The 1,446-nt window shown below is 76.4% G+C and carries 1 protein-coding gene; it reads right to left on the reverse strand.

Annotated elements, in window-relative coordinates; genetic code table 11:
• Positions 1 to 1,387, reverse strand: a 1,387-nt coding sequence (locus AB0K37_RS42185) for a tetratricopeptide repeat protein (RefSeq protein WP_363991868.1), incomplete at its 3' end; no start/stop codon positions are given.
• Between the last annotated feature and the right edge of the window lie 59 nt (positions 1,388 to 1,446).

The raw sequence follows: 1,446 nt of genomic DNA on the forward strand, positions 1-1,446 counted from the left end.
CGTGGTCGCCCGCCAGGGACCGCGCACCGGCCAGCCCTTCCAGCGCGAGCGCGATCGCGCGCGGGTCGCCGACGGCGCGGGCGGCGGCGAGCCCCTCGGTGTGCAGGGCCAGCGCCCGGTCCGGGTCGCCGCGCTCCTCGGCGACGAAACCGAGCTGGGCGTGCACGAACGCCAGGCCCGCCGTCCCGCCGATTCCGCGCAGCCAGTCGAGCCGGGCGCGCAGGTGCCTCTCGGCGGCGTCGAGGTCGCCGCGGGTCCGCGCGACGAGCCCGAGCCCGACCTCGGCGAACTCCTCGGCCGACCGCGCCATGTGCCGCCGCGCCAGGTCCAGTGCCCGCTCGTGCAGGTCGCGGGCCTCGTCGAGGGCGCCGGTGAGGAGCGCGACGCGGCCGAGGCCGGCCAGCCGGAACGAGGTCTCCGGCCACATCCGCGACTCCTCGGCCAGCCGGAGCCCCTCGCGGAGCAGCCGCGCGGCCTCGGCGTAGTCACCGGTGATCTCGGCGCGCCGGACGAGCGCGTCGGACGCCTCCAGCCGCCCCCACGGGTCGCCGATCTCGGCGAACAGCGCGGCGCTCCGCACGGCGTCCCTCTCCATGGAGTCAAGATCGCCATGCCCGACGGCCAGCTTGGCCCGTGTCGCGAGCGCGGCGGCCGTGAACCAGCGGTCGCCCCGCTCCCGGAACACCGCCAGAGCACGGTCGACGCGTCGCTCGTTCTCGGTCAGATCCCCGTACGCCCAATGGACGTGGCTCAGAAGCCACTCGGCCCTGGCCTTGGCGAACGGGTCGTCGTGTTCGGCCAGGGCGGCCTGCCGAAGCTCTTCCGAATCGGTGCCTTCGCCGACCAGCATGGTGAAGGCGGTCAGCCACGTCGCGGCCTCGGTTCTGGCCGGTGACGGCTGCCGGTCGGCGGACAGGGCCCCGGCGAACGCGCGGCGGGCCTCCCCGAAGCGGCCCCGCAGGTACCAGTACCAGGCGAGCGCGTTCACGAGCCGGAACCCCGTCCCGTTGCCCAGCGCGGCGCGCAGGTTCGCGGCCTCCTCGTCGAGCAGCTTCAGGCGGCGCCCCTGCTCGGGCCCGCGCAGCCGTTGCGCGGCCTGTTCGGCCAGGCCCGTGTAGTGGAGGACGTGGCGGCGGCGGAACTCGTCCTCCTCTCCCGCCTCCCGCAGGCGTTCCAGCGCGTAGGCGGCGACCGATTCCAGCAGCCGGTACCGGCCCTCGTCCGTCCGGACGACGAGGGAGCGGTCGACCAGCCGGGCGAGCACGTCGACGCCGGTGTCGCCGACCGCCTCCGCCGCGTCCAGCGTGCAGCCGCCCGCGTGGACGGCGAGGCGCCGCAGCGCGACCCGCTCGGGCCCGGTGAGCAGCTCCCAGCTCCAGTCGATCACCGCGCGGAGCGTCCGCTGCCGGGTCGGGCCGCCGCGCCGACCGCCCGCCAGCACGCGGA

It is taken from the genome of Actinomadura sp. NPDC049753 (assembly GCF_040674655.1).
Lineage (GTDB): Bacteria > Actinomycetota > Actinomycetes > Streptosporangiales > Streptosporangiaceae > Spirillospora > Spirillospora verrucosospora.